The 26,967-nt window shown below is 40.9% G+C and carries 23 protein-coding genes and 3 tRNA genes; 20 read left to right on the top strand and 6 right to left on the bottom strand.

All coding sequences use genetic code 11. From position 1 onward, the window contains the following. On the top strand, positions 1 to 1,384 hold a 1,384-nt coding region (locus FLP08_RS04080), incomplete at its 5' end, for a T9SS type A sorting domain-containing protein (protein WP_156274271.1). A 70-nt stretch (positions 1,385 to 1,454) separates the two neighbouring features. Here the strand turns inward: FLP08_RS04080 and FLP08_RS04075 are convergent. Next, positions 1,455 to 2,597, bottom strand: a complete 1,143-nt coding sequence (locus tag FLP08_RS04075) for an acyl-CoA dehydrogenase (RefSeq protein ID WP_156274269.1) — start codon at positions 2,595 to 2,597, stop codon at positions 1,455 to 1,457. 92 nt (positions 2,598 to 2,689) lie between these two features. On the opposite strand from FLP08_RS04075, the gene FLP08_RS04070 reads away from it, so the two are divergent. The 10 genes from FLP08_RS04070 to FLP08_RS04025 all read left to right on the top strand — a co-directional run bounded on the left by FLP08_RS04070 (position 2,690) and on the right by FLP08_RS04025 (position 10,636). Next, the gene (locus FLP08_RS04070) at positions 2,690 to 3,754 is read left to right on the top strand and encodes an anhydro-N-acetylmuramic acid kinase (RefSeq protein ID WP_156274267.1); all 1,065 of its coding nucleotides are present in this window, start codon (positions 2,690 to 2,692) and stop codon (positions 3,752 to 3,754) included. 65 nt (positions 3,755 to 3,819) lie between these two features. After that, entirely contained in the window at positions 3,820 to 5,046 is a 1,227-nt protein-coding gene (locus FLP08_RS04065) for a Glu/Leu/Phe/Val dehydrogenase dimerization domain-containing protein (protein ID WP_156274265.1), read from the top strand. Positions 5,047 to 5,159: 113 nt separating this feature from the next. Continuing rightward, the gene (locus tag FLP08_RS04060; RefSeq protein WP_156274263.1) at positions 5,160 to 5,861 is read left to right on the top strand and encodes a MotA/TolQ/ExbB proton channel family protein; all 702 of its coding nucleotides are present in this window, start codon (positions 5,160 to 5,162) and stop codon (positions 5,859 to 5,861) included. 1 nt (position 5,862) lies between these two features. Then, the gene (locus FLP08_RS04055; RefSeq protein WP_156274261.1) at positions 5,863 to 6,255 is read left to right on the top strand and encodes an ExbD/TolR family protein; all 393 of its coding nucleotides are present in this window, start codon (positions 5,863 to 5,865) and stop codon (positions 6,253 to 6,255) included. 1 nt (position 6,256) lies between these two features. Beyond that, positions 6,257 to 7,081 (top strand): energy transducer TonB, encoded by an 825-nt coding sequence (locus tag FLP08_RS04050; protein WP_156274259.1) that lies wholly within the window; start codon positions 6,257 to 6,259, stop codon positions 7,079 to 7,081. Next, positions 7,082 to 8,302 carry a bifunctional folylpolyglutamate synthase/dihydrofolate synthase gene (locus tag FLP08_RS04045; protein ID WP_341484968.1) on the top strand — a complete coding sequence of 407 codons (1,221 nt, stop codon included), beginning with the start codon at positions 7,082 to 7,084 and terminating at the stop codon, positions 8,300 to 8,302. A gap of 172 nt (positions 8,303 to 8,474) precedes the next feature. Next, on the top strand, positions 8,475 to 9,296 hold the full coding sequence (locus FLP08_RS04040; protein WP_156274257.1) for a hypothetical protein: 822 nt from the start codon (positions 8,475 to 8,477) through the stop codon (positions 9,294 to 9,296). Between the two features lie 145 nt (positions 9,297 to 9,441). Beyond that, positions 9,442 to 9,516 (top strand) — tRNA-Val (locus FLP08_RS04035). 123 nt (positions 9,517 to 9,639) lie between these two features. Beyond that, positions 9,640 to 9,714, top strand: a tRNA-Val gene (locus FLP08_RS04030). Positions 9,715 to 9,835: 121 nt separating this feature from the next. Further along, positions 9,836 to 10,636 carry a response regulator transcription factor gene (locus FLP08_RS04025; protein WP_156274255.1) on the top strand — a complete coding sequence of 267 codons (801 nt, stop codon included), beginning with the start codon at positions 9,836 to 9,838 and terminating at the stop codon, positions 10,634 to 10,636. A gap of 177 nt (positions 10,637 to 10,813) precedes the next feature. On the opposite strand, the gene FLP08_RS04020 is transcribed toward FLP08_RS04025, so the two are convergent. Genes FLP08_RS04020 through FLP08_RS04010 form a run of 3 tightly spaced genes read right to left on the bottom strand, consistent with a single transcriptional unit; the run spans position 10,814 to position 15,956 of the window. Beyond that, a complete protein-coding gene (locus FLP08_RS04020) occupies positions 10,814 to 12,850 on the bottom strand; it encodes an IPT/TIG domain-containing protein (RefSeq protein ID WP_156274253.1) in 2,037 nt (678 codons plus the stop codon). Between the two features lie 3 nt (positions 12,851 to 12,853). Then, positions 12,854 to 14,680: an IPT/TIG domain-containing protein gene (locus tag FLP08_RS04015; RefSeq protein WP_156274251.1), complete on the bottom strand. Its 1,827-nt coding sequence runs from the start codon at positions 14,678 to 14,680 to the stop codon at positions 12,854 to 12,856. A gap of 10 nt (positions 14,681 to 14,690) precedes the next feature. Next, the gene (locus FLP08_RS04010) at positions 14,691 to 15,956 is read right to left on the bottom strand and encodes a YncE family protein (RefSeq protein ID WP_156274249.1); all 1,266 of its coding nucleotides are present in this window, start codon (positions 15,954 to 15,956) and stop codon (positions 14,691 to 14,693) included. Positions 15,957 to 16,182: 226 nt separating this feature from the next. Between FLP08_RS04010 and FLP08_RS16560 the strand changes: the two genes are divergently transcribed. Both FLP08_RS16560 and FLP08_RS04000 read left to right on the top strand, forming a co-directional pair. After that, positions 16,183 to 16,422 carry a helix-turn-helix transcriptional regulator gene (locus tag FLP08_RS16560; protein ID WP_162430924.1) on the top strand — a complete coding sequence of 80 codons (240 nt, stop codon included), beginning with the start codon at positions 16,183 to 16,185 and terminating at the stop codon, positions 16,420 to 16,422. Continuing rightward, a tRNA-Val gene (locus FLP08_RS04000) sits at positions 16,413 to 16,487 on the top strand. Before FLP08_RS16560 ends, FLP08_RS04000 begins: the two co-directional genes overlap by 10 nt. A gap of 152 nt (positions 16,488 to 16,639) precedes the next feature. On the opposite strand, the gene FLP08_RS03995 is transcribed toward FLP08_RS04000, so the two are convergent. Together FLP08_RS03995 and gldJ are read right to left on the bottom strand one after the other, a co-directional pair. Beyond that, positions 16,640 to 17,932 carry a UDP-N-acetylmuramoyl-tripeptide--D-alanyl-D-alanine ligase gene (locus tag FLP08_RS03995; protein ID WP_156274247.1) on the bottom strand — a complete coding sequence of 431 codons (1,293 nt, stop codon included), beginning with the start codon at positions 17,930 to 17,932 and terminating at the stop codon, positions 16,640 to 16,642. Positions 17,933 to 18,000: 68 nt separating this feature from the next. After that, positions 18,001 to 19,695 carry a gliding motility lipoprotein GldJ gene (gldJ, locus tag FLP08_RS03990; RefSeq protein ID WP_156274245.1) on the bottom strand — a complete coding sequence of 565 codons (1,695 nt, stop codon included), beginning with the start codon at positions 19,693 to 19,695 and terminating at the stop codon, positions 18,001 to 18,003. A 416-nt stretch (positions 19,696 to 20,111) separates the two neighbouring features. On the opposite strand from gldJ, the gene porV reads away from it, so the two are divergent. The 7 genes from porV (at position 20,112) to FLP08_RS03955 (ending at position 26,963) form a co-directional block, all read left to right on the top strand. Further along, entirely contained in the window at positions 20,112 to 21,263 is a 1,152-nt protein-coding gene (gene porV / locus FLP08_RS03985) for a type IX secretion system outer membrane channel protein PorV (RefSeq protein ID WP_156274325.1), read from the top strand. 83 nt (positions 21,264 to 21,346) lie between these two features. Then, positions 21,347 to 21,829: a cytidine deaminase gene (cdd, locus tag FLP08_RS03980; protein WP_156274243.1), complete on the top strand. Its 483-nt coding sequence runs from the start codon at positions 21,347 to 21,349 to the stop codon at positions 21,827 to 21,829. A 110-nt stretch (positions 21,830 to 21,939) separates the two neighbouring features. Further along, a complete protein-coding gene (pdhA, locus tag FLP08_RS03975; RefSeq protein WP_156274241.1) occupies positions 21,940 to 22,941 on the top strand; it encodes a pyruvate dehydrogenase (acetyl-transferring) E1 component subunit alpha in 1,002 nt (333 codons plus the stop codon). Between the two features lie 3 nt (positions 22,942 to 22,944). After that, entirely contained in the window at positions 22,945 to 24,648 is a 1,704-nt protein-coding gene (locus FLP08_RS03970; RefSeq protein ID WP_156274239.1) for a pyruvate dehydrogenase complex dihydrolipoamide acetyltransferase, read from the top strand. A 62-nt stretch (positions 24,649 to 24,710) separates the two neighbouring features. After that, on the top strand, positions 24,711 to 25,676 hold the full coding sequence (locus tag FLP08_RS03965; RefSeq protein ID WP_156274237.1) for a M20/M25/M40 family metallo-hydrolase: 966 nt from the start codon (positions 24,711 to 24,713) through the stop codon (positions 25,674 to 25,676). Then, complete coding sequence (locus tag FLP08_RS03960; RefSeq protein ID WP_156274235.1) at positions 25,677 to 26,360, top strand: SDR family NAD(P)-dependent oxidoreductase; 684 nt, start codon at positions 25,677 to 25,679, stop codon at positions 26,358 to 26,360. A gap of 3 nt (positions 26,361 to 26,363) precedes the next feature. Next, entirely contained in the window at positions 26,364 to 26,963 is a 600-nt protein-coding gene (locus FLP08_RS03955; RefSeq protein ID WP_156274233.1) for a SprT-like domain-containing protein, read from the top strand. Positions 26,964 to 26,967 lie beyond the last annotated feature (4 nt).

Genomic DNA, 26,967 nt, shown 5'->3' with positions numbered 1-26,967 from the left:
GATGGTTGTACAGAAGATAGTGCTAGTGCACGCTTCCAGGCAACTGCTGCTGATGCTGTTGATGTTGACGGTCCAGAAGATGTGGATACCGAGGCTTGTGCTTATGTGGATGATGCGGCCCTTCAGATGGCTAGCTGAATTTGAAACTTTAGAGGCCGGCTGTGGTGATGGCGGATCGTTCACAACGACYCCACCAACCGCTGAGTCGCTTAGCATCTGTGCTGATGTTGATATCAGCCTGACCTATAGCGCTGCWGATGGTTGTACAGAAGATTCGGCTACCTCAAGCTTTAAAGCAAAAGCCGATAAGGAAGCTCCGGAAATCCAATTACCAGAGTACGATGATACAGTTTGTGAAGAAGAAGTGCCAGCAAGCTTGACAGCTACCTGGACTGATAACTGTTCAGATGGAGATGATATCACCGCTTATCCTGTTCTTGTAGGCCAGGATGAATGCTCAATGACTTACAAGTACGTCTTTAAAGCTATAGACGATTGTGGGAATGATGCAGAAGAGGTAATCTATATCACACGTGAGATCGATCTTGTTGATAATTGCGAAACCATCTATGGTTATGCAAATTCCGATGTAAGTCAGTGCTTCCTTGAAGATGGCTTTAACAGATGGGGTTGGACAAATAATCTAACCGCAGAAGATAGTTACGAACTTACATTGTATGCAGGTGCAGGTCAGTGTGATCGTTCTAAAGGTGCAGTAGCAGGAACAGCAACCATCGATTATTTCGATGATAAAGTAACTGTGACCTACGAAATGGATGGTTATACTTTATCTGAAGCTCATGTTTATATTGGTTGTACTCCATATCCATTGAATAATGGTAAGGAAACAGTAGCACCTGGTCAGTACAACTTCAACCCGAGTTTTGGAGAAAGTGTTCAGGCTTATCAGGTAGGACCTATAGATGTATCAGATCTAGATGATGTATATGTGATAGTTCATGGAGTTGCCTGTGAAATTGTTTGTCAGTGTACTCCAGATGAAAACGGAGAGATTCCATCATCATTTGATGGAGCTCAGGCTGAGTGTGATGAAAGTGAAACTGCTTCTAGTGGAAATGGAAACGGTAACGGCAAAAATAACAAAGCTGCCGAAGCCGGAAACTTTAAAGCTTCTCCGGTACCATTCAATAACAGACTGACTCTTCAGTATGACTTTGATTATACTTCTAATAAAGTGGAAATTCAGGTTTACGACCTTAGTGGTAGACTATTGAGAACTTACGCAGATAAGAAGGTGACCAAAGGGGACACTAAAGAACTGGCTATCGACTTTGCTTTAAAAGCGAACCAGGTATACATAATTAGAATGGTGACAGATCGTGAGGTAATAACCAAAAACGTTGTCTCTTCTAATAGAAAATAATAGATAATTAACCTTAAAAAGAAAGAGCAGCCATTGGCTGCTCTTTTGCTTTATATATATTCTTGAATTCTTAGTCTTTAAGAATGCTTCTTGAAATTACGATTTTCTGGATCTCTGAAGTTCCTTCATAGATCTGGGTGATCTTTGCATCTCTCATCAATCTTTCCACGTGGTATTCCTTAACATACCCGTTACCTCCATGCACCTGTACTGCTTCCACGGTTACGTCCATGGCTGTTTGTGATGCATGCAGTTTGGCCATCGCTCCAGAAAGGTCATAATTCTGTCCCTGGTCTTTATCCCAGGCAGCTTTCATTACCATATGACGGGCTGCTTCAATTTGGGTGTGCATATCTGCAAGTTTAAAGGCGATTGCCTGGTGGTTGCAGATCTCAGTTCCAAAAGCTTTACGCTGCTTGGAATAGTCTTTCGCCAGTTCGTAAGCTCCGGAAGCAATTCCCAGTGCCTGCGCCGCGATCCCGATTCTTCCTCCGGAAAGGGTTTTCATGGCGAATTTAAATCCGAAGCCGTCTTCTCCAATCCTGTTTTCCTTAGGAACCTTAACATCATTGAAGTTCAGTGAATGTGTATCACTTCCCCTGATCCCTAATTTCTGTTCTTTAGGACCAATTTCAAAACCTTCCCATTCTTTTTCAACGATAAAGGCATTGATCCCTTTATGTTTCTTTTCCTTGTCTGTTTGGGCGATCACCAGATAATAATCTGCAGAGCTACCGTTGGTGATCCAGTTCTTGGTTCCGTTAAGGATATAATGGTCACCTTTATCTATTGCCGTAGTTCTTTGCGAAGTCGCATCACTTCCTGCTTCCGGTTCAGAAAGGCAAAATGCACCAAGTTTTTCCCCGGTGGTTAACTTTGAAAGGTATTTTTTCTTTTGCTCCTCGGTTCCAAAAGTATCTAGCCCCCAGCAAACAAGAGAGTTATTTACAGATACCATTACAGATGCAGACGCGTCTATCTTCGAGAGTTCTTCCATGGCCAGCACGTAGGAAATCGTATCCATCCCGCCTCCACCGTATTCCGGTGATGCCATCATTCCTAGAAATCCAAGGTCTCCCATCTTTTTGATGAGTTCTTTTGGGAATTCCTGTTTTTCATCTCTTTCGATCACACCCGGTAATAATTCCGTTTTTGCGAAATCACGAGCGGCATCGCGTATCATTATATGTTCTTCTGTAAGTTTAAAATCCATCTGAAAAGAAATTTGTAAAAAACTGATTTTTGGACGGCAAAGATAGCTTTTTGATACCTATTTTTCAATTGATATTGAGTATTTTTACGAATATGAAAAAAACGGAATACAGGTTAATCGGGGTCATGTCTGGTACCTCACTGGATGGCATCGATCTCGTTTTTACTGAAATCAGTTTTAAAAACCATGTAGATTTCAGGATTTTAGCTTCAGAAACTTATGAATATCCGGAGGATTGGCGTAAAAAGCTCATTTCTGCTTTAGACCTTCCTGCTTCTGAACTACATGAGCTGGATAACGAATATACCGCCTATCTGGCTGAAGTTATTAGCCGGTTCATTGAGCAATATGATATCGATCTTCTTGACGCTGCATGCAGCCACGGGCATACCGTGAAACACCGTCCTAAGAACGGAGTTACCTTCCAGATAGGGAATCTGCCGAAACTTGCGAAATTGATAAAAGCCCCGGTGGTTTGTGATTTCAGGGTTCAGGATGTGGAACTTGGAGGGCAGGGAGCACCCCTGGTTCCTATAGGGGACAGGCTTTTATTCGACCAGTATAAATATTGCATCAATCTTGGTGGTTTTGCCAATATTTCCCAGGAAAAGGATGGCGCACGAGTGGCTTATGATATATGTCCTGTCAATACCGTTTTCAATTTTTATATGCAACAAAAAGGAAAGGCTTACGATGAGGATGGAAAGCTGGCCCGAACAGGGCAGCTCCATGAAAGTCTCCTTGCAGATCTTAATTCACTGAAGTTTTATCAAAAATCAGCTCCTAAATCCCTGGGGATAGAGTGGGTGAATTCAAGCGTTTTTCCGCTGATTGATAAATACGAGCTTGATATACCTGATATTCTAAAAACCTTTGCGGTTCATGTGGCCGCCCAAATAGTCGCCTGTCTGGATAATGATCCAGATTCCCTGGTGCTTGTTACCGGTGGAGGAGCCTATAACGGTTTTCTCATCGAGCAGATAAGGTCAATGACCAAATGCGAACTGGTAATTCCAGATCCTCAGGTGGTCGATTTCAAGGAAGCGCTCATCTTTGCGCTGCTTGGTGCTTTGAAACTGAGAGATGAAGTTAATGTCTTAAGTTCGGTGACCGGAGCCAAAATAGACCATTCTTCTGGCAGGATCTATGAACCCTGAAAATTTTGCCAAATTCCGAAAGGAGCCTGCTTAGTTTTTTATATTTGCCACAAAATATTTCAAAAATGAAAGAATTACTCAAAGTATACGAGAATAAAGAACCCGAAATTGTATTCAATTGGAAAGATTCTGAAACCGAAGCTGAAGGCTGGACGGTGATCAATTCCCTTCGTGGTGGTGCTGCCGGTGGTGGAACCAGGATGAGAAAGGGACTGGATCAGAATGAAGTTCTTTCTCTGGCAAAAACCATGGAGGTTAAATTTACAGTTTCTGGTCCTCCTATTGGAGGAGCAAAGTCTGGTATTAACTTTGACCCGGCAGATCCCCGTAAAAAAGGGGTCTTAGAGCGTTGGTACAAAGCTGTTTCTCCTCTTCTAAAGAGTTATTACGGTACTGGAGGTGATTTGAATGTTGATGAAATAAATGAAGTGATCCCGATCACTGAAGATTGCGGAGTATGGCATCCACAGGAAGGGGTTTTTAATGGGCATTTTCAACCTACCGAGGCAGATAAGATCAACAGGATAGGTCAGCTTAGGCAGGGAGTGATCAAAGTACTTGAAAACACCAATTATTCTCCAGATATCAGCAGGAAATATACCGTAGCCGATATGATCACAGGTTACGGGGTGGCAGAAGCTGTTCATCATTATTATACCATCTATGGTGGAGATATTAAAGGAAAAAGAGCCATCGTCCAGGGATTTGGAAACGTAGGTTCTGCGGCTGCTTATTACCTGGCCCAGATGGGAGCTAAGATCGTTGGGATCATAGACCGCGCCGGTGGCCTCATTAAAGAAGAGGGTTTCAGCTTTGAAGAGATCAAACAAATGTTTTTGGATAAAGATGGGAATGCGCTTAGACATAAAGATGTGATTCCATTCGAAGAGATCAACGAAAAAGTATGGAAGCTGGATGCAGAGATATTTGCTCCCTGTGCGGCTTCACGACTTATCTCAAAAGACCAGATCACTAACCTTATCGATAGAAAACTGGAGGTGATCTCATGTGGAGCCAATGTTCCTTTCGCCGATAAAGAGATCTTCTTTGGACCTATTATGGAATATACCGACGAGCGAGTGAGCCTTATCCCGGATTTTATTTCGAACTGCGGGATGGCGAGGGTATTCGCCTACTTCATGGAAAGAAGAGTGCAGATGACCGATGAAGCTATTTTTAACGATACTTCAATGACCATTAAAAATGCTATTCAGGACACTTTCGATAATAATAGCAGCAAAACCAATATCAGTAAGACAGCTTTCGAAGTTGCTCTAAAACAACTTGTTTAAAAGTTTGTGCAAACATTTTAATGCTACGGGTAAAACCGTACTGCTGATTATTTAAATTTGGTTTACAATTAAAATCGCAATAGCACGTTACATTAAAAAACCCATTTATACATATGCTTAACTTTTTTCAGCAGGACGAGGTGGCTGAAGCTGCTCAGGCAGCAGAGCCGGTCGTAGAGGAGAAAACCCTATCATTATTTGACCTGATGTTTAGCGGTGGTCTAGGAGGCCAGATCATCATCATTATTCTCTTTATTCTATTATTCGCGGCGGTCTATATCTATTTTGAAAGATTGTTCGCGATCAAGGCAGCCAGTAAGGTCGATAAGAACTTTATGCTCCAGATCAAGGACAGCGTTTTAAATGGTAACATCGAATCTGCAAAAATGCGATGTGCCCAGAGTGATTCTCCCGTGGCGAGGCTTACCGAAAAAGGTATTTCCAGAATTGGAAGCCCTCTGGAAGATATCAATACTGCTATTGAGAATGCAGGTAGGCTTGAAGTTTATAAGCTCGAAAAGAATGTTAGTATCCTGGCAACCGTTGCCGGGGCAGCCCCGATGATCGGGTTCCTTGGAACCGTGATCGGGATGGTGCTTGCTTTCCATGAGCTGGCTACAAGTAGTGGACAGGCGCAAATGGGAGCCCTGGCGGAAGGTATTTACACAGCCATGACCACTACCGTGGCTGGTTTGATCGTTGGTATTATCGCCTATATTGGTTATAACCACCTGGTGGTTAAGACAGATAAGGTGGTTCACCAGATGGAAGCTACCGCAGTAGATTTCCTTGACCTTCTAAACGAACCTGCTTAATATGAATTTAAGAGGAAGAAATAAAATAAGCCCTGAGTTTAGCATGAGCTCGATGACAGATGTGGTTTTCCTGCTGCTCATCTTTTTCATGCTGACCTCACCGGTGATCACTCCTGAAGCTCTGGATCTTATCCTTCCAAAAGCCAAGGGTAAGACTACCAGTAAGCAAACGCTTTCGGTTAGTATTACCAAAGACCTTCAGGTGTATATTAACAGTGAAAGGATCAGTAATAGTGCCCTGGAGTCTACTCTAAAAAGCCGTCTGGCCGGGGAGGAGAATCCAACCATTATTCTAAGAGCTGAAGAAGGAGTGCCAATTGAAAAGGCGGTGAATGTAATGGATATTGCTAACAGGAACAGTTATAAGATCGTTCTTGCGGTAAAACCTGAATAATATGGCGATGCTGGAGACCAAACATGAGAAGAAATCCTTTACGATCACGGTAGTATTGCACGTGATCCTTATTCTTCTTTTGATCTTTTTCGGCCTCACCTATCTGGACCCGCCCCCAGAAAGCGGAATTGCTATAAACTTTGGAACTTCAGAGGTAGGTTCAGGTAATGAACAGCCTAAGGAACCTGTAAAGTCCGCGCCTAAACAGGCTACGGCTCAGCCGGTAAAGTCGGAACCGGTGATCGAAAAAGAGGTGGTAACTCAGGATATTGAAGAAGCTCCGGTTATCGAAAAGAAAAAGAAGAAGCCTACTCCGGTAGAAACCAAGCAGCCGGAACCGCCTAAAGAAGACCCTAAGCCGGTTAAGAAGCCCGATCCGAAACCAGATAAATCTACCAATGATGCCCTAAGTAGTATACTGAACGGGCCAGAAAGATCTGGTACCGCTACCGGTGGAGAAGGGAATGATAATGTTGCCGGGGATAAAGGTAGTCCAGACGGAGATCCTAATGCCAGTTCATATTACGGACAGGGAGCCGGGCTGGATGGTGATGGCAATTACAGGCTGGGTGGACGTAAGGCTCTAAACAAAGAGAAGTTTGTTCAGGATTGTAACGAATCTGGAATTGTGGTGGTTAAGATTGTGGTAGACCAGACGGGTCGTGTGATAAGTGCCCAACCTGGGATGAAGGGAACAACGAACAGCGCAGCCTGTCTTACCGGGCCGGCCAAAAGAGCTGCCCTGGCTACCAGGTTTAACAGCGACTCAAATGCTCCGGCCAAGCAGGTTGGAACTATTATTTACGATTTTAAACTTACTGAATAAGTGAAGTCCTATCAGGAAACCCTTGAATGGATGTTCGAGCAGTTACCCATGTATCAGCGGGTAGGGAAGACGGCTTTTAAAAAAGACCTTTCCAATACTCTTAAGTTAGCGGAGCATCTTGAACATCCTGAAGGAAAATTCAAAAGTATACATGTTGCCGGCACCAACGGTAAGGGTTCTGTGAGCCATATGCTGGCTTCGGTCCTGCAGGCTGCAGGCTATAAGACCGGACTTTACACATCCCCGCATTTAAAAGATTTTAGAGAAAGGATCAGGATTAATGGCCGGGTGATCCCACAGGAAGATGTGGTCGCCTTTATTGAAGAAAATCAGACCTTTCTAGGATATAACCGGCTAAGCTTTTTCGAAATGACCGTTGGAATGGCCTTCGATTATTTTGCGAAAGAAAAGGTAGATATCGCGATCATTGAGACAGGAATGGGTGGAAGACTTGATTCTACTAATATCATTACCCCAGAATTAGCTGTCATCACCAATATTGGCCTGGATCATACTGCCTTTTTAGGTGATACTCTTGCCGAGATCGCTGGCGAAAAAGCCGGGATTATCAAAAAAGGGATTCCTGTGGTTATTGGGGAAAAGCAAAAAGAGACCCTGCCGGTTTTTAAAGATAGAGCCCAGGAACAAAATGCTGAGATCTATTTTGCCGAAGAATCTACTTTTCCTGTTTATCATACCGACCTACGGGGACACTATCAAAAGAAGAATATCAAGGCCGTTCTTCAAAGCCTCCAGGTTTTGAGTGACCTGGGCTGGAAAATACCGGAAGAAGCCATTATAAACGGTCTGAATAACGTAAAACTGCATACAGGACTACAGGGTAGGTGGGATGTTCTTAGGGAAAAGCCAAAAGTGATCTGCGATACCGCCCATAATGCTGAAGGACTGAAGATCGTCATCGCGCAATTAAAAAAAGAACATTTTGAAAATCTCCATATTGTTTTGGGTGTGGTGAATGATAAGGATCTTACTGGCGTGCTTCCATTATTTCCTAAAGATGCAAGATTCTATTTTGCAAAACCTGATGTTCCGCGGGGCCTTGATGCTAACTTATTGAAAGAAGAAGCCTCCAGGTTTGGGTTGGAAGGAAAAGCCTATAGTTCAGTTCATGAAGCCTTCCTCGCCGCAGAAGAGGATTCTCTCGATGAGGACCTTATCTTTATTGGTGGAAGTAACTTTACAGTGGCAGAAGTATTGTAAGCTAAACAATGGCTCTTACCGAATTTTAAGCTATCTTTATAAAACTCTGTTTATCAATAGAATAATGTGAAGCTCCCCGTCTGCTATATCATTCCTTTTATGTTATAACCCATCCCTACATATGAGTTGACTTTTTGCTGGGAATATTTATTCACTAAAAAATCAACTAGAAATGAAGACAATTGCAAAACTATTGACTTTCGTATTTGTGCTTGCTCTCTCTGGGCAGGTAATGAGTCAGGAAGAAGCCACGCAATCTGAGGAGCAGGAATATCAACCTGTTTACATTACAATGACCACTACCCACTGGAACGATGATCCGGATACCGATTTTTCAGACTGGCTGGAGACCGAAAAGGAATATTTCGAAAACGTGACCAAAAAGAATGATCTCATCATGAGTTCAGGCGTCTATACGCATTATTTTACGCCAGATAATTCTGAAGTCGTCCTGGTAAATGTTTATAAATCCTGGGAAGATATTGAAAAGGCGAACGAGGTAAATCAAAAGCTTATAGAAGAGGCCTGGCCCAACGAGGATGAAAGACAGGCGTTTTTCGATAAGCAGGCCAGTTATTACGAGCCAGACCATAATGATGAGATCTACCAATCCTTGCAGTATATGATCCCCGAGGAAGCTTCAGACGAGTCACGTATTTTTTATGTGAGGACAAGCGAATTAGCCATGAATGGCGAAGGATCTCCTGAAAAATTCAAGGAATATTTTGAAAAAGTCACCAAAAAAAGTAAAAAACTGAAAGGTTATTATACACATCGGCATCTTTGGGGATCCAATAGCCGTGAGTTCAGCGAGGTTTTTGTGTTCGACAAACTTGGAGAAATTGAAGATTTCTTTGAGGAGGAACAGGAACTGGCAGCTTCTACCTGGAAGGATGAGAATGCAAGAAACACTTTTATGGACGATATGAACAAGTTATTTACCGGTAGGCATGGCGATTATGTTTATCGCAATGTGCCAGAACTTATGAAGTAATATGCACGCCCTGAGTCTTTTGACTCGGGGCTTTTTTCTTTTCCTGAAAACTCAAATTCAAGTGCTGAAATTAATTTCACTTTTTCATTGAATTTGTTTTGTGTAATTGAAAATCTAGTCTATATTTGCATCCGCAATCACGCAGGGGCGCGTAGCTCAGTTGGTTCAGAGCACTTGGTTTACACCCAAGGGGTCAGGGGTTCGAATCCCTTCGCGCCCACAGAATTTAAAAAGGCTTCCATTACGGAAGCCTTTTTTTATTGCCTGAAAATAAAATGAAAATCCTTTGAAAAAAATATCGGGGGTAATTGAATTTTGATATATTTGCATCCGCATTCAAGTAGGGCGCGTAGCTCAGTTGGTTCAGAGCACTTGGTTTACACCCAAGGGGTCAGGGGTTCGAATCCCTTCGCGCCCACAGCATTTTAAAGGCTTCCATATTGGAAGCCTTTTTTTTGTTTTAGATCTGTGCTTTGTTGAGGAACTAATTTCCGGTCTGGGTAAAAATGTTTAATTTATCAGGCTAATTTAAAAACAGGATGGCCAAGTCTTCTGAGAAAATAACCAAATACTGGAAAGAGGTTTATAGTTCGAAAATCTCAAATTCGAAAGAATTTGATGTTCCCGAGCATTTTCAGAAAATGGCTTCACTAATGGCGCCAGGAAAATCTTTCTACTGGATCGCTAACTTCCATACCATGAAACTGGAAATGGTTTCAGATTCGGTGCGTAATTTTATTGGGGATGGAGTGGAAGACCCAGACCTTAATAGCATTCTTTCCCTTGCCCCGGAAGAGGAGATCGAGAATATACATCAAAAAGACAGGGTGATCCTGGAATTTTTCTTGAATTACCTGGATCCCGCAGAAGTATTGGACTATAAAGTAAGTTATACTTTTAAGTTAAAAGATCATCAGGGTAAGGAGCATGTGATGCTGCATCAGTCCACAGCCTTATCAGTGAGCGAAAATGGGCATTTTGTGCACGTTTTCGGCATAAACTCTGATATCTCCCATCTAACAGGTCAGAGTTCGAAAGATGTCTCCTTTATCAATATCAAAGGTGGTCCATCGTTTTATAATGTAGACACGAGTAAGGGTAAGTTCGAAAAAAGTACTTTAAGTAAACGGAAAAGATTGCAGGAAATCCTTAGTGAAAGGGAGCTTGAGATCATTAGGGAGATGGCACTTGGTTATAATAGCGAGGAGATTGGCTCCAAGCTGAACATTTCCGGTCATACCGTAAACACCCATAAAAAGAATATTCTGCGCAAAACAGATAGCCGTAATTCGACCCAGCTGGTGTCGAACTGTTTGGTGGAAGGTTTGATAAGTATTTGAATTATTAGGTCCAGAATTTTAACTGCCTCTCTTCGGCATTTTTATTTCTTATTATAGGAATAAGACTTAACGAAATCTCAAAGTAAGAGATGTGTTTGGATTGTAACTATACTGCAATAAGTTCCTATATATGGGATAAACTTCAACAAAAACTGGTTCTAAATTAAATCCTTTTTATCAAATTTTTTCTGTATCTGCCTCGAAGAATTTCAATTTTGAATTGCTATATATCGCGATAAAGATCTTTCCATTTACCTTAAATGCTGTATAATTCCTTGGAAAAGTAAAATATGTGTAATACCGGTTGTTTAAGGGAGTGATTGAATTCCATGTGTTTTTTTCCAGATCATACCTATGTGCAAAATTTGAAGGGGTTGCATTAACCGGATCTGAGAAATAAGCATAGCCAAAACCATTATGCATAAAAAATGCTTTTCCAAATCTAGCACTATGATGAGAATTCAGATTGCTCCATGAATCCAAAGAGGAGGAATACCTCCAGAAACTAACACCACCAGTAGTGTTAAGCCCATAAGTGATATAGGTATCATTGCCCTTTTGAAATACCACATCTCCAGACCTTAAATAGGCTTCTGGATGATCAGCTTTTTGAATCCAGTCGTCTAAAGACATATCGTAAGCCCAGAGCTCTCTTATTTCATCTGCTGTAGTATCGGTATGACTAGAGTAATCTACCCATCCACCGGTAACAAAAACTTTTTTGTCAGAAATAAAGACTTCGGGTCCGTTACTTGTGATAGCAGGATAATCTTTTAAACTTGAATAAGACCTGGATTCCAATCTTAATTCGTAAAAGTTCTCCTTTTCTGAATTAAAAAATAGATAAACAGGTCCGTAATCCTTTTCCTGAGCTACCTGAAAAGAGACATCTGCTAAATGTGTAGCCGGCAATGGCATTTGGAATTTCTCAAATTGCAGTTTTTCAGGATCAAACTCCAGAAAACTTAGTTGATGTTCTCCATAATTTTTTTGAACGATATAAAGTTTTCCGTTTTTAGTAAAATACTGATCTGTATTACCATAAAACTCATAATCTGTTTCAGCTTTAAATAGCCATGCATCCTGAAAAATGGTTTTCTCATTGGGATATACCTCATAATCCATTAGATTATAAGTTACTTCGAATGTTGCATCCTTATAAGGTCCAATAGGAGATAGAACAATCAATTCTTTTGGAGACGCGGAAAGGACTTCAGCCCGGTGTTCATCAAAATAAACTTTGTTTGCCTGTTTTAATGGACTGAAATTATCTCCTTTGATAACAATTGTATCATAGGTTCGTAAATTACCCCCTACAGACTCTATTAAGGGTTTATTGAGTTTCCCGATATAATCGACCTTAACCTCCTGATTTTGGGCCCAAAGGGAGAATTCAAGCTTGGATTTTGATGCGTCCAATGGGAGAATAAACTGGAGTGAATTCCTGCTGGTCGATAATATTTCTAATGGTTTGTTATCAATAATGATTTTGGTTCTTTCGACTGCAGTGTCAAAGTGATCTCCATATATTTTTAGGGTGTCGCCAAGGGAAAAATTTGATATTGAAGCCTCTGAAATAACAGGTGTTAATAACTTGAAATCGTTGTAAATAACTTCCTTGTCATAAACTCTTAATCGAACAGGAGGATTTGATATCTGAAAATCGACAGGAACTATACACTCAACAAGGGTATCATTTGAGCGTAATATTTTTGAACGTGCTTCATCAAAATGCACTTTGACCCCAGTAAAATCTGATGCCCCAAAATTTTCTCCTATGATGGTTACTGTATCTCCTAAATGAGAGTTGTTAATAGATCTAATCTTCGGTGCTTTGCTACCAAGAGAAACAAATGATTTTTCTGGGCTTTCAATTTTTTCACCTGAACTGGTTTCGATAAAGGCCCTAACAAAATATTCCTGGTTATAGAAAAGACCTGTGTTGATGATTGAGGTAAAGATCCTTTCAGGTTCTGCTGAAACTTCGATTGCATTTTCGTTCTGAAAATCTTCAGTTGTAGAATAATAAAAACCTGACGTTTCAATATCGGTCCCTTCATACTCCCCCTGAAAGCTTACGCCACCATCCTCCAATACCTTTATCTCCAAATTAAGTTCTTTCGCTACGGCTGCTTCCTGCTCTGGATCCTGTTCTTTAGAACAGGCCAGGCAAAAGAAAAGAACTACTAAAAAATATGAGTTTTTTATTTTCATGTTTTAAGGTTTAGTGACTTCTGTTCTTAATATTAATTGGTCATTTCTTATGGCTGCAGATTCTTCGTAGCCATAGCCTCTGAAATAACCAATGAAGTAGACATAATCACCTATTACAAAAGCCGATTCTGGAGAAAAACCATATTTCCCAACTGCGAGGTCAGCTCTATTATTCCATGAGTTTGTATTCCTTTGATATTCCCAGAATTCATTGTCATATTGGTGGTAATAGAAGGCTTTATCTCCTGTTTGAAAATATGCGAAGCTGGAAATTGGGTTGGGGATACTTTCCTTTTTTATCCAACCCTCAGAAGGGGAGAACTTCCAGAAATCATACTGCATATCGCTTCCATTACCCGTAAATAGCGAATTATTCCAGACAAAATCTGTCTTCCTGCTATTCACGGCCCTTTCTGATTCGAATGGCATTTCAGAGTGTAAATTCCATTCATCACTTTCGAAGTTGTATTCATACATTGTATGGTTAGCGGTTAGGGAATTGGATCCAGTATGTCCCAAACCAAAATAAAATTTATTATCTAATATTGCCCCGGTCCCTTCGCTAATATCCGGCCCAGGAAAATCCTTCAGCTGAGATAATTCTCCCGTTTGGTAATCATACCGATAAAAATTATCCTCAGCTCTAGATAAGTATAAGAACAATTCTGTTGGATTTTCTGCTGGAAACAATTGTAGGTGATAACCAAAATAATTATCAAACTCAATAGGGATTTCTGCCAGATCTATTAATTCTTTCGTAAGAGGATCGTACTGCAGAAGTTTAGTATTCATAAAATTTGAATTATCCTGCTTTGTAAAAGAATTCAAATAAATATAATCACTATTATTAAAGCTGTATGGAGTGATATTTCCAGCATAGCCAGAATTCGTTACTTCCTGCTTCTTTAAGACATCATATAGATACCAGGTATCATTTAAGTGAAGATCGATACTCGTGGCAGTTTCTTTAGAAAATAGGCTTAAACGAACTTCCGAAATATTTCTATTACCATATGGTCCCATAGGCATTTCAATCCATAAGGTATCTTCATTTCCGTCCAGGACTTTAGCTCTTGCACCATCAATATATACCTTGTGCCAATCTGGAGTTCCGTATCGGAAATATTTACCATGGATTTGAAGCGTATCTCCAACTTTTATTTGATCTTTATTTATCCCCTCAAGTTTTGGAGGCATGATTTTAAGGCCCTTATTTAATCTAACTTCCTGTAATTGTGCCTGGACTAATAAATCATTTTCATACTCTGTGAGATAAAGGAATTTCAGGTCGAAAATGATTGAGTCCTTAGACTGAAACTCCGTTTCAACCATTTCGTTATTTAAATAAACGATATCTCTGGTTTTATTGGGTGAGTTGGTTAAATGACTACCGTAAATCACAGCCTTGTCTCTAAAGCCAATTTTACTTGAGACAGAATCGATTTGAGGCTCATATAGCTCGAATGGATTCTCGAAAACAATACTTTCAGCTTCCTGGTCATTTAAGATTACCTTGAAATTGAAGGGATTGAAATTATTATATGGGACCTCGAATTTAATTACGCTATCATTACTAAAAATAACTTTTAGAGGCATTTCGTTCATCAAAAGTTCGAAATTTCTACTGAAATTCTCTCCTTTTATAGAAATAGTGTCTCCAAGATCGGCTTTATTTGGAGTAAATCTGGAAATGCTAAGGCTAGGGTTTGGTTCTGGCTGAGGCTCTTGGGAAATCTCTTCCTCACTCTCTTCTGGATCGCTATCCTTGGTGCATGAATTAAGGAATAAAGTGAATGAAAGAGAAAGGAGCAGGTATTTGTAGAATTTCATGGTAAAAAAATTAGAGGTTGATTTTTTCAAATACAAAATTTGAATTGTTTGAATTTGAACTAAGGCCTATAATGTATATCTGCCCGAGATTTTTGAAAATAAATTGTGGGTAGCTTTTTGTTTCTATAAAACCCTTCCTTGAAAGATCGTTTAGATCATATTCCTGAATACTTCTTTCATTACTGCAGCCCGCATAAATCAATTGATCTTCTATATTGAAGCTAAAACTTGAAAATTCGAGATAACCCTTTGGAAGTCTGCTTTGGTAGATCATGTTTTTGGAATAGATAGCTCCTTCCCTTCCGGTTATGAATCTTTCAGCATCAGGGAAGAAATTGAAAATATTTGCATCTAGGGAAAAATCACCATGATAAGTGTCATTCAAATGCTCAATTAAACTACCATTAGCATCAAATTTATAAATGTCCTGATCTACTGGACCTACATTAAGAGTTATCTCCAATAAATCTGTATTACTACCCGGGATCTGTCTTAAGCGAGTTAGATCAAAATCACCGGTTTCCTCGATCAAATCACCAGAAATTCTGCTATAGACCTTTAAAGGTCTATCTGTCCATGCATCGGTAGAAACGAAAAGCCTGTTATTATTGAAGATGATGGAAGAGGATGCCCTGCCTGTGTCAATTCTGTCAATTAATTCGAAACTCTTAGCATCATAAATATAAATCCAACCATCATTTCGGGGCACATATAATTCTTCCTTACCGTTAAAGGTTTTTATATCAACAAAGCCGATATGACTTTCTGTTTCAAGTGTTTTTAGAATATTATTAGTCTCAAGATCCATTAATGTTACCTGTCCTTTTCTGGAAATCAGGTACATTTTATTTTGAGCAAACTGTGGGATAACTTGATCTATATATCCATTGAATTTAATTACCTCAGGTCTCTTATAGACCTGCATATTACTTTCTATGGGTGCAGTCCCTGAATAATTATGGCCAATGATCTTATAGCTCACATAGGGGCTGTAAGGTAGTTCTGTGTCTATGAAATCGGTTTTTTCATTATCATTTATGAATTTTAGGGTTTGAAAATTATTTTCTTCTTCAGATTCTGAGCGTAAAATTTCATAGGATTGAAAATCGGTTGTATTTAAAATACTCCATTTTAGTTTGACACCGGCTTCTTGCATTTGAAGTTCCTGAAGGATGATTTTGTTTTCATATTCCCGGGACTCTTGTTCGTCCGGTCGTTCTTCGGTAGAGCATGCTAACGCGAGAAAAAGCGCTGCAAGACATAGCAATTTTTTCATTAGTGTAAGTTAGTTTTAGGCAGAGGGTAGGGCTTTTCTGCGGGGCGGGCTAAAATAGATACTTTATTTTGTTTTAACAATATTTTAATAAAATAAATGACGGTTAGGTGTGTAAAATATTAGAGATTAGAATTTTATTTTTCTCCAAAATTGAGGAATGTTCATAGGCTATTCTAGAACTTAATTTAGTTTTATGTAATTGGCAAGAGGTAATTAAAAAAAGGAGATTGGCTCCAAGCTAAACTTTTCCGGTCATACCGTGAACACCCATAAAAAGAATATTCTGCGTAAAACAGATAGCCGTAATTCGACCCAGCTGGTGTCGAACTTTTGGGTGGAAGGTTTGACAAGTTTTTGTATTATTAGGTCCTGGATTTTAGTTGGCTTTTTCTGGCAATATTTTTTCTTTCAGAAAGATCTAAGTTTTAAGGATTCCTTCTATATTAGCGCGACAATGGAGTGTTAGCTCAGTTGGTTCAGAGCACTACCTTGACAGGGTAGGGGTCACTGGTTCGAATCCAGTACACTTCACTTTAAACCTCGTATTTGGTACGAGGTTTTTTATTTCAGAATATCATTTAACCACAGGAATTATTAGTGGCTCCATCATTTAATGGTTTTTGCTCTTCTTTGACGCAATCCATTTTTGAAGGATGCTAAGGTCCTGGCCAAAACAAAAATGCTTACTTTTTTATAGCATCCAGGGCTCTTTCGAGGGCCATGCCTCTTGAACCTTTGATGAGGAAATAACAATTCGAAAATTCACTTTCCTTTAAATGCTCGACCAGGTGATCTGTATCCCTGAATTTAAAAATGAAGTTGCTATTGCAATCTGTGTTCTTAAAATTTTCTCCTACCAGATAAGTCTCGGCAAATTCACTGTTTTTGGCAAAGTTCGCGATCACCTGATGCTCGGTAGGTGCGGCACTTCCCAGTTCGAACATGTCTCCAAGAATTGCGATCTTCTGTTTGTTGGTTTTTAGTTTTCTGAAGTTTTCCAGAGCTGCATGCATACTTGTAGGATTAGCATTATAAGCATCCATGATGATCTTATTGCTTCCGCTTTCTACCACCTGTGAGCGATTGTTGGTCGGGTTGTAGTTCTCTATGGCGTTATGTATTTCCTTGAAGTCTACTTTAAAGTAGAGACCTATACATAAAGCCGCGGCCATGTTCTTGGCGTTATAGCTTCCGGTTAACTGGCTCTTAAAGTCGGTATTGTTGTAATTTATCTGGGCATTTTCAGCTTCGAGATCGTACGTAAGCCTTACATCTGCACCTTTATTTTCTCCAAAACTGAAGGTATGCGAGTAATTCTCATGCTTTCTTTGGATGTCATCATCGTGATTCAGGAAAATCAATTTATTTTTCTCCTGGAGGAATTTATAGAGTTCTGTTTTGCCTTTGATCACTCCTTCCACGCCACCGAAACCTTCCAGGTGTGCCTTTCCGAAGTTAGTGATATAACCATAATCTGGGTTGGCGATAGTGCAAAGGAACTCTATTTCCATTAGGTGATTTGCGCCCATCTCTACGATCCCGAATTCAGTCTGGTCGTCCATGGATAAAAGGGTGAGGGGAACGCCAATGTGGTTATTTAAATTTCCTTTGGTGGCAATTGTTTTGAACTTTCTGGCGAGAACTGCATGAACCAGCTCCTTGGTGGTTGTTTTGCCATTGCTGCCGGTTATTGCCAGGATCGGGATCTCCAGATAATTTCTATGGAATAAAGCCAGTTTCTGAAGCGTTTCCAGGACGTTTTTAACCAGGATATAATCTTCCTGGTTCTTTGCGTAGTTCTTGTCGTCTACGACGGCATACCTGGCACCATTTTTCAAGGCCTGTTCTGCGAATTCATTTCCATTGAAGTTTTCGCCTTTCAGGGCGAAGAACATGCTGTCTTTTCTTATTTTCCTTGTGTCGGTGTCGGCCCCTGAGCAAAGCAGGAAGCGCTGATGAAGTCTGGCTGTGTTCATAAAATAAATCTATAAAAAAAAGCCCTAAACAAATTAGGGCTTTAAGTTTATTTTATAGAAGCTATCGCTTATTTGCTTCTTGCTGTCTTGTTCTTGTCAAGAGATTTTGAACCAACTCTGGACATCGCATTTCTAAATCCAATATAATCGGTAGCCATATCTTGAGGGAAGTAGCGACGCTGAGCAGGATCTAACCAGTAGGCTCTATCTCTCCAGCTACCTCCTTTGTACACTCTTACCTCGTCACTAATTAAAGTAGTTCTTTTTTCCTTGTCGTAACCTCTTTCAGTAAGTCCGGTTTCCTCGCTAGTGCTGTCTGCATAGGTGAAATTATCATACTTAGGAGAGTTGTACATTCTCTTTGCCGGGTCTTCCATATCCTGGAAAGGCTGGTAGTAACGGCTTGAGCTTTTATCTCCATCTCTAAAATCTCTCTGGTCACTTTCGGTGAAGTTGGTTCTCATATAGGTGTCTTCCTTGGTGACCGGTACCTGGGCGATCTCACCTGGAAGGTTTCTGGCTACAAGTTTACCATTACTTAGAGTGTCATATACAACATCATCTGTTCCTACAACTTTTACAGTACCATCTTCGTTAATTGCGTGCTTGGTGTAAACGTTTCCACGATAATAGTTGAAGTCGTTAAATTCATCATCCACGATCGGGCGGTAAACATCGGCAACCCATTCTGAAACGTTTCCGGCCATATCATAAAGGCCAAAATCGTTAGGTTCGTAACTCTTAACCTCTGCAGTAATGTCTGCTCCGTCATCACTCCATCCGGCTATTCCACCATAATCACCATCTCCCTGTTTGAAGTTAGCAAGCTGGTCACCCATTTTCTTAACGTTACCATTTCTGGTATACTGTCCATCCCATGGATATTTTTTTCTACCTCTGTAGGTATTATAATTTCTGATCCCTACAAGTCCTAGTGCGGCATATTCCCATTCAGCTTCGGTAGGAAGTCTGTATTCCGGATAAATTAGACCGCTTTCTCTTCCTGGGTATACTTTTTTAACTGTGTTCCCGGCTTCATTGGTCTCGTTAAGCCTGTCCTGGGCTTCATCACCTCCCTGGCTTATTTCGGTGTTTCCGCCGTAAGCCTTGCTAGGAGTGTGGATATATGTTTCGGTGTTAAAGGTGGAAGAAGCATTTACATCGGTTAAGTGTGCTCCTTCTTTGATAAATCCTTCATCTTCCAGGCGGTGTTCATTAACACGGTCTGTTCTCCATTTACTGAATTCCACTGCCTGAATCCAGCTAACCCCAACTACAGGATATTCTGCATAGGCCGGGTGGCGAAGGTAATTGGTAACCATGGTCTCATTATAACCAAGCCTGTTTCTCCAAACCAGGGTGTCTGGAAGAGCGCCTTCGTAAATGTTCTTGTAATTATCTTCGCTAGGTGGGAAAACACGTTTCAGCCAGTCAAGATATTCGAGGTACATTTTATTGGTAACCTCTGTTTCGTCCATATAAAAGGACTGTACATGTTGTTGGGTTGGAGTGTTGTTCCAATCGTGCATTGGGTCATCCTGCACACGTCCCATGGTATAGGTTCCTCCTTCTACAAACACCAATCCGGGAGCAGCTTCCTGCTCCTTGTAATCTGTATTATACTGGAATCCTCCTTCGTCAGAATTGATATCCCAACCGGTTGCTCTGGAGGTATTTTTGTAATTGTTAGATTTGTTACAGCTTATAATACTAAGGCCACAAACTACAGCAATTACGCCCTTTAAAGCTACATTCAATTTCATATGATTTCCTTCTTTGTGATAGAAATTTAGGCTCTGCAATATACTAATTAACGATTAATGTACAAGATTATTTTATTTAATCTAAAAGTCTTAAATCTCGTATAACTCTCTGATATGCTATAACCTAAGTTAGGTTTATATGTCTTTTATTATTAAGGTTTTAACTCTTTACTTCGGCAGTTAAAAATAACGGTCATCTTTCGTTTAAATTATCTTGCGAAGAGGATTTTATCTAAAATTATGACCTCTTATCTAAGATTTGCAATAAAATCAATTAATTTGAGTTATATTCATTAGTCCATAACTTTTTCACTGTCTTGGGTTTATTGTTTTTCCAGATTAAGAAAGCAATTTGAAGCATTGGTTCTTTCTTAACAGGAATATTACTATATATTTGTTTATCATTAATTAGTATGATGAAAAAAATTACTTTCTTTTTGATAGCGGCATGTCTTTTTGCCGATTTTTCAGCGTTTGCCCAGGATGAGAGGGATAGAGTTATCACTACTGCTGTTCCTTTTTTATTGGTAGCAGCCGATGCAAGAGCAGCGGGAATGGCAGACCAGGGAGTGGCAACTTCTCCAGATGTTTTTTCGCAGCAATGGAACCCTGCAAAATATGCTTTCGCTACTCGCGAAAACGGGGTGGCAGTGACCTATACACCTTACCTGAGCGAAATTGTAAATGATATATTCCTGGGTAGTCTTAATTACTTTCATAAGATCAACGATCGTAGTGCGGCTGCGGCAAGTTTAAGATATTTCAGCCTTGGTTCCATTGAGACCCGGGGCACTTTCGAAGAGTTTCCCATTTTGGTGAACCCGAACGAGCTGACTTTTGATATTTCATATTCATTAAAGCTCAGCGAAAATTTCAGTATGGCTGTTGCCGGAAGGTATTTAAGATCAGACCTTGGACTTCAGGATAGTGAGGACCTTGGGGCCGCTTCTACTTTTGGAGTAGATGTAGCTGCGTACTATGAAGGGGAGCAATTAACCTTTAGTGGTTTTGATGCCAGGTGGAGGTTTGGGGCGAACATCGCCAATATTGGTCCTAAAATGAAATATGACGATGCTGGGCAGGAGAACTTCATACCAACCAACCTTAAGCTTGGTGCCGGTTTCGATTTTATATTTGACATTGATAACCGCCTTGGGACTTATGTGGAATTTAATAAACTTTTGGTGCCTACTCCCCAGGACTTTAATGATGACGGGATCATAGATGCTGAAGATGATGATGAATATAATGAAATCGGTTCAATAGAAGGTGTCTTCAAATCCTTTGGAGATGCACCCGATGGTTTTTCTGAAGAGCTGAAAGAGATCACCTGGTCGCTTGGAGCAGAATACTGGTACCGTGAGAAATTTGCCTTGCGCGCTGGTTACTTCAATGAAAGCGAAGATAAGGGATTCAGGAGGTTCTTTTCCCTTGGGGCAGGTTTTGCCTACGAATCTGTGGTGATAGATGCGTCCTATTTATTCTCTACTTCCAACGTGCCAAGTCCATTAGAGGGAACCTTGAGATTCGGGCTTAGTTTTAATTTTGGAGATAGCTTTACCAACTAAACTAGCGCAATATTCTTAAAAGTATCTTATTAGTGTGTGAAACCGCTCAGGTTTCTATTACCTTGTCTTTCCAATAATTTTTTATGAAGCCACTTACTATTACTTCCCGTTTGGAAGTTTACGATTCTATAGATGAAGTACCTCAGGATGTTCAGGATTTAATGCAGCAGGCTATTGAAACCCGGGATGCTGCTTATGCCCCCTATTCCAATTTCAAGGTTGGTGCGGCTATACATCTTGATAATGATGAGATCGTGGTGGGTAGCAACCAGGAAAATGCTTCTTATCCTTCAGGCTTATGTGCCGAAAGGACAGCAGTATATTTTGCAGGTGCAAAATACCCCGATACCAGGATCCTGAAAATAGCTATTTCAGCTAAATCCATGAGGCATAAAGTTGTTTCTCCCGTTCCTCCCTGTGGTGCCTGCAGGCAGGCTTTGGTGGAATACGAAGTAAAACAGGATGAGCCTATAGAGCTTTACTTTATGGGTGAAACCGGAAAAGTTGTGAAGGCCGATTCTGTCAAGGATTTATTGCCCTTGGTTTTCGACAGTACCTGCCTATAAGGTTTTCGTTATTTTTGCTCTAAAACTGTTTTCGTTTCTTATTGAAAATAGTATTTTTGTTATCCGCTTGGCAAAACCAATCTGTCTGGCCTTTTAAATATAAATTTTAGATGAAGAAAATTACAAAAGCCACATACTTAAAGTGGTACGAGGATATGTTGTTTTGGCGCAAATTCGAGGATAAGCTTGCGCAGGTTTATATTCAACAGAAAGTTAGAGGATTTTTGCATTTATATAACGGGCAGGAGGCCATTTTAGCCGGAGCGCTTCATGCGATGGATCTTGAAAAGGACCGTATGATCACCGCTTATCGTAATCACGTTCAGCCAATCGGGATGGGAGTAGACCCTAAAAAAGTGATGGCAGAGCTGTACGGTAAAAAGACCGGTACTTCTATGGGGCTTGGTGGATCCATGCACATTTTTGCTAAAGAACAAAGGTTCTATGGTGGTCACGGGATCGTAGGAGGACAAATTCCTCTTGGAGCCGGGCTTGCCTTTGCCGATAAATATCACAAAAGAGATAACGTGACCCTAACTTTCATGGGTGATGGAGCCGTAAGACAGGGTTCTCTTCATGAGACTTTGAACATGGCCGTAAACTGGAACCTTCCGGTGGTATTTTGTGTAGAGAATAATGGTTACGCCATGGGTACTTCGGTTGCTCGTACTTCTAAGGATACCGAGATCTGGAAATTAGGTAATGGTTATGAAATGCCTTGTGGTCCTGTGGACGCGATGGATCCTGTAAAGGTTGCCGAAGCACTTGACGAAGCGATTACAAGAGCAAGAAAAGGGGACGGTCCAACTTTCCTTGAATTGAAGACTTACCGTTATCGTGGTCACTCTATGAGTGATGCCCAGAAATATCGTACCAAGGATGAGGTTGCTGAATATCAGAAACTGGATCCTATCACTAAGGTTCGTGATATTATTAAGGAGAAGAAATACGCTTCAGATAAAGAAATTAAAGAGATCGATAAACGCGTTAAGGAAAGAGTTTCGGAATGTGAGAAATTTGCTGACGATTCAGATTTCCCAGACAAGAATGTAATGTACGACGTTGTTTACGAACAGGAGGATTACCCATTCCTGGCACATAAATTAGACTAGATTATGGCAGAAGTTATCAAAATGCCTCGCTTGAGCGATACCATGGAAGAAGGTACCGTAGCAAAGTGGCTGAAACAAAAAGGAGATAAAGTAGAAGAAGGTGATATTCTGGCCGAGATCGAAACCGATAAGGCTACCATGGAATTTGAATCATTCTATGACGGGACCTTGCTTCATATTGGGATCGAAGAAGGAGATACCGCTCCGGTAGATTCCCTGCTTGCCATAATTGGTGAAGAAGGTGAAGATATTTCAGACCTTCTAGATGGAGGTGGAGATAATTCTTCTTCGGAAGACAAAAAAGATAAAGACAAAGATAAAGCTGAGAAATCTGAAGACTCTAAAGAAGAGTCTGAAGATGATTCAGAAGATAATGATGATGCTGAGGATGGGGATGGAGATATCCCTGAAGGAGTTGAGATCATCAAGATGCCACGTTTGAGCGATACGATGGAAGAAGGTACTGTTGCCGCCTGGTTAAAGCAGGAAGGTGATAAAGTAGAAGAGGGTGATATCCTGGCCGAGATCGAAACCGATAAGGCTACGATGGAATTCGAATCTTTCTATGAAGGTACCCTTCTTAAGATCGGGATTCAGGAAGGTGAGTCTGCCAAGGTAGATAGTCTTCTGGCGATCATTGGTCCTGAAGGTACCGATGTTTCGAACATCGATTCTGCAGGTGGTGGAGCTAAAAAATCTAAGAAGTCTTCAGATTCAGAAAAGGATAAAGAAACAGGCACTTCCAAAGATTCTGATAAGCAGGATTCTGAAGAAAAGAAATCTGGAAGTGAATCTCAGTCTAAAGACGGTGGTAGAATCTTTGCTTCTCCTCTTGCCAAGAAAATGGCAGAAGACAAAGGTATCGACCTTGCCGACGTTTCCGGTAGCGGAGAAAACGGAAGGATCGTTAAAAAGGATATAGAGAACTTTAAGGGAGCCGAGAAGAAGGAGCAACCAGCCGAAGCTAAGAAGGAAACTGCAGAAGAAACTACCGCTGCAGCACAGCCTTATGTGCCGGCAGGAGAAGAGAGCTTCGAGGAAAGAAAGAATTCGCAAATGCGTAAGACCATTGCGAAGCGTCTTGGAGAATCCAAGTTCACCGCGCCACATTATTACCTTACTATCGAGGTAGATATGGCGAACGCGATGGCTTCCCGTAAGCATATCAACGAAATGCCAGATACCAAGGTGTCTTTCAATGATATGGTGATCAAAGCTTCGGCAATGGCACTGAGAAAACACCCACAGGTGAACAGCCAGTGGACAGGAGATACCATGAAGATCGCCAAGCATATCCATATGGGAGTTGCGGTAGCTGTAGAAGAAGGCCTGGTAGTACCAGTGCTCAAGTTCGCAGACCAAATGTCGCTGACCCAGATTGGAGGGAATGTGAAAGATCTTGCCGGGAAAGCTAGAAACAAGAAGATCCAGCCTTCAGATATGGAAGGAAGTACCTTTACCGTTTCTAACCTGGGAATGTTTGGGATCGTTGAATTTACCAGTATCATAAACCAGCCAAACTCAGCGATACTTTCTGTGGGAACTATTGTAGAAAAGCCGGTGGTAAGAAATGGTGAGATCGTGGTTGGGAATACTATGAAGTTGACCCTTGCCTGTGATCACCGTACTGTAGATGGTGCAACTGGTGCGGCCTTTCTGCAAACTTTGAAAACCTATCTTGAGAATCCAGTGACCATGCTGGCTTAAGATCAAAATATCAAACAATCTGAAATCCCGCTTAATCGCGGGATTTTTTTATCTTTAGCAGTATGAGAAAACATATTCGCCTATTCCAGACCTTAGCATTTTTCGGAATGCTATTTTTATACAATTTCGCTAATGCGCAACCTGCAAAAAATGGTTTGACCGTTTCTGTTGAAGAAGTGCAGGAAGATCTTGATTACCTTTCTTCAGATGAGCTTTCAGGAAGAGAGACCGGGACAGAAGGAATTGAGAAAGCAGCAAAATTTATAGAAGATCACTTCAGGGAAGTAGGGCTCAGGCCTTATTTCGAAACTTACCGGGATAGTTTCCAGGTTGGGGATGATGCTGCCTATAACCTGGTTGGATTGCTGGAAGGAACAGACGAGGAACTGAAAAATGAATATATAATTATTGGCGCCCACTATGATCATATTGGCTCTGCCAAGGCGGTAGAGGGAGATGAAATCGCCAATGGGGCAAATGATAATGCTGCAGGAACCGTGGGGGTGATGCATTTGGCGAAGCAACTCGCGGAAGCCGGAAATTCGAAAAGGAGTATCCTGTTCGTTCTTTTTTCTGCGGAAGAGAAAGGTTTGAAAGGTTCTGAGCACCTGGCGGAAAAATTAAAGGAACAGGGACTGGACCTTTATACGATGATAAATCTTGAAATGATAGGTGTGCCTATGAAGGCAAAAGACTACCTGGCATATATTACCGGATTTGAGAAGTCTAACCTTGCCGGGAAATTCAATGAATATTCCAATGGAGAAAAGGTTTTAGGTTTTCTTCCACAGGCGGAGCAGATGAATCTTTTTAAGCGAAGTGATAACTATCCTTTTTATAAGGAGTTCAAGGTTCCTGCTCAAACCATTTGTACTTTCGATTTTTCCAACTATCCTTATTATCACCATGTAGATGATGAAGCCGAATATTTAGATGCAAAATTCATGGCTTCACTAATAGAGGAACTGGTGCCGGGCTTGAGCAAGATGGCGAATACGCCCACTAAGGAAATTAAAATGAACGAATAGATGAAAAATATTATAATTACCGGAACTAGTCGTGGGATTGGCCTGGAAATGGTTTCCATACTTTCAGGAATGGGGCATAATGTACTTGCTCTCTCCCGGAATTCTGAACCGGTAAAGAAACTGGCCCTAAAAAACGTTAATGCCTTTTCTTTCGATATTACCGAAGAGGATAGCCATCTTAGGACAGAAAGGTTTATTGAAGAGCACTGGGATTCAAAAGTAGATATACTTGTTAATAATGCCGGAGCTTTACTCAATAAACCATTTAAAGAGACCAGGACCGATGAGTTTAGGCAGGTTTTTGAAGTGAACTTCTTTGGGGTGGTCAGTGTTACACGCAGGTTACTGAAGTTTATGAACAAGGACTCCCATGTGGTGAACATCAGTAGCATGGGCGGTATCCAGGGTAGCATGAAATTCGCGGGATTAGCAGCTTATAGTAGCAGTAAGGGAGCCTTGCTTACGCTTACCGAATTACTTGCAGAAGAATTCAAGGAAAATGGTCCTTCTTTCAATGCGCTGGCATTAGGCGCGGTACAAACCGAAATGCTGGAAGAGGCATTTCCCGGTTACCAGGCTCCGGTTACCGCAAAAGAAATGGCCGAATATATTGCCAATTTCAGTTTAACTGGTCATAAGCTATATAATGCTAAGATTCTGCAGGTTTCAAATAGCACGCCCTGATAGATGAAGGAAATCCTGGCTAAATATTTACCGGCGAATGCCGTAGAACCTGTTTCTGAATTGATTAAAATGAACAATGTTCATTTCAAGATCGTGAATGAAAGGGTTACCAGGCATGGCGATTATCGCAGGATGCAGGATGGTTCCCAGCAGATCACCATCAACGCCAATCTGAACAAATACAGGTTTCTTATTACCAGTATCCACGAGATGGCCCATCTGATCGCTTTTGAAAAGTATGGCCGTTCCATCAAGCCCCATGGGCAGGAATGGAAGCATTGTTTCAGAAGTTTGATGTTACCTTTTATCAGGCCAGAGATATTTCCTAATTCCCTGTTGCAGGTGATCGCGAATCATTTCAGGAATCCGAAGGCTAGCAGCGATACAGATGCAAAATTGTCGGTAGCTTTAAAGAGTTTCGATCCAGATAATGATAAGAGTTATATCTTCGAGATCCCATCTGGAAGTTTGTTCAAAATACACAATGGGAAGACCTTTAAAAAAGGTCCCAGAAAGATCAAGAGATACGAATGTCTGGAAATGGATACCGGGAGGATCTATCTTTTTCAGCCTAATGCTGAGGTACATTTAATTAAGGTTTGAAGTT

The sequence above is a fragment of the Christiangramia aestuarii genome (genome assembly GCF_009735585.1).
GTDB lineage: Bacteria > Bacteroidota > Bacteroidia > Flavobacteriales > Flavobacteriaceae > Christiangramia > Christiangramia aestuarii.
This window is presented reverse-complemented; position numbering and strand designations above follow the sequence as displayed.

Coding starts and splice junctions, on each gene's coding strand:
- FLP08_RS04060 (WP_156274263.1), top strand. CDS start 5,160: ATGCTTAACTTTTTTCAGCAGGACGAGGTGGCTGAAGCTGCTCAGGCA.
- FLP08_RS03960 (WP_156274235.1), top strand. CDS start 25,677: ATGAAAAATATTATAATTACCGGAACTAGTCGTGGGATTGGCCTGGAA.
- FLP08_RS04055 (WP_156274261.1), top strand. CDS start 5,863: ATGAATTTAAGAGGAAGAAATAAAATAAGCCCTGAGTTTAGCATGAGC.
- FLP08_RS03965 (WP_156274237.1), top strand. CDS start 24,711: ATGAGAAAACATATTCGCCTATTCCAGACCTTAGCATTTTTCGGAATG.
- FLP08_RS03995 (WP_156274247.1), bottom strand. CDS start 17,932: ATGAACACAGCCAGACTTCATCAGCGCTTCCTGCTTTGCTCAGGGGCC.
- FLP08_RS04075 (WP_156274269.1), bottom strand. CDS start 2,597: ATGGATTTTAAACTTACAGAAGAACATATAATGATACGCGATGCCGCT.
- FLP08_RS04020 (WP_156274253.1), bottom strand. CDS start 12,850: ATGAAAATAAAAAACTCATATTTTTTAGTAGTTCTTTTCTTTTGCCTG.
- FLP08_RS04015 (WP_156274251.1), bottom strand. CDS start 14,680: ATGAAATTCTACAAATACCTGCTCCTTTCTCTTTCATTCACTTTATTC.
- porV (WP_156274325.1), top strand. CDS start 20,112: ATGAAAAAAATTACTTTCTTTTTGATAGCGGCATGTCTTTTTGCCGAT.
- gldJ (WP_156274245.1), bottom strand. CDS start 19,695: ATGAAATTGAATGTAGCTTTAAAGGGCGTAATTGCTGTAGTTTGTGGC.
- FLP08_RS04010 (WP_156274249.1), bottom strand. CDS start 15,956: ATGAAAAAATTGCTATGTCTTGCAGCGCTTTTTCTCGCGTTAGCATGC.
- FLP08_RS03955 (WP_156274233.1), top strand. CDS start 26,364: ATGAAGGAAATCCTGGCTAAATATTTACCGGCGAATGCCGTAGAACCT.
- FLP08_RS04025 (WP_156274255.1), top strand. CDS start 9,836: ATGGCCAAGTCTTCTGAGAAAATAACCAAATACTGGAAAGAGGTTTAT.
- FLP08_RS04040 (WP_156274257.1), top strand. CDS start 8,475: ATGAAGACAATTGCAAAACTATTGACTTTCGTATTTGTGCTTGCTCTC.
- FLP08_RS03970 (WP_156274239.1), top strand. CDS start 22,945: ATGGCAGAAGTTATCAAAATGCCTCGCTTGAGCGATACCATGGAAGAA.
- FLP08_RS04070 (WP_156274267.1), top strand. CDS start 2,690: ATGAAAAAAACGGAATACAGGTTAATCGGGGTCATGTCTGGTACCTCA.
- FLP08_RS04050 (WP_156274259.1), top strand. CDS start 6,257: ATGGCGATGCTGGAGACCAAACATGAGAAGAAATCCTTTACGATCACG.
- cdd (WP_156274243.1), top strand. CDS start 21,347: ATGAAGCCACTTACTATTACTTCCCGTTTGGAAGTTTACGATTCTATA.
- FLP08_RS04065 (WP_156274265.1), top strand. CDS start 3,820: ATGAAAGAATTACTCAAAGTATACGAGAATAAAGAACCCGAAATTGTA.
- pdhA (WP_156274241.1), top strand. CDS start 21,940: ATGAAGAAAATTACAAAAGCCACATACTTAAAGTGGTACGAGGATATG.